This is a genomic window from Mangrovicella endophytica, assembly GCF_002893625.1.
GTDB classification, from domain to species: Bacteria; Pseudomonadota; Alphaproteobacteria; order Rhizobiales; family Rhizobiaceae; genus Mangrovicella; species Mangrovicella endophytica.
Window position 1 is genome coordinate 1 of the sequence record NZ_PKMZ01000032.1, and the last position, 761, is coordinate 761.

Sequence of the window (761 nt, forward strand, 5' to 3'; positions counted from 1 at the left end):
TGGATGCCGCGCGCCAGCACCTGCGCCTCGACGTCCCGGCCGATCGAGACGTAGTCCGCCGCGCTCTGCGCATGGGTGACGCGGGCGACGTCCTGCTCGATGATCGGCCCCTCGTCGAGATCGGCCGTGACATAGTGCGCCGTCGCGCCGATCAGCTTCACGCCGCGCTCGAAGGCCTGCTTGTAGGGGTTGGCCCCCTTGAAGCTCGGCAGGAACGAGTGGTGGATGTTGATGATCCGCCCCGACATGCGGGTGCACATGGCGTCCGACAGGACCTGCATGTAGCGCGCCAGGACGATCAGCTCGGCGCCGGATGCTTCCACGATCTCCAGGATGCGGGCTTCGGCAACCGGCTTGTTGGCGGCGGTGACGGGGACGTGGTGGAAGGGAATGTCGTGGTTCACCACCACCTTCTGGTAGTCCAGATGGTTGGAGATCACCGCCACGATGTCGATCGGCAGCGCGCCGATGCGCCAGCGGTAGAGCAGGTCGTTCAGGCAGTGGCCGAAGCGCGAGACCATCAGCACCACCTTCATGCGCTGCGCCATGTCGTGGAACTGCCGCTGCATGGCGAAGCGCTCGGCGATCTCGGCAAAGTCCCGCTCGATCTCATCAAGGCCGATGCCCTGTTCGGAGGCGAACACCACGCGCATGAAGAACTGGCCGGTGCCCAGATCGTCGAACTGGGCGCTGTCGGTGATGTTGCAGCCCTTGGCCGCAAGATAGGTGGAGATCGCGGCGATGATGCCGCGGGTCGACGG

1 protein-coding gene is annotated in these 761 nt (G+C 65.6%); it reads right to left on the reverse strand.

Features of this window, described 5'->3' with window-relative positions:
* Positions 1 to 761: formyltetrahydrofolate deformylase (gene purU, locus C0R46_RS20600; RefSeq protein ID WP_102961548.1), on the reverse strand; the 761-nt coding region annotated here is incomplete at both ends.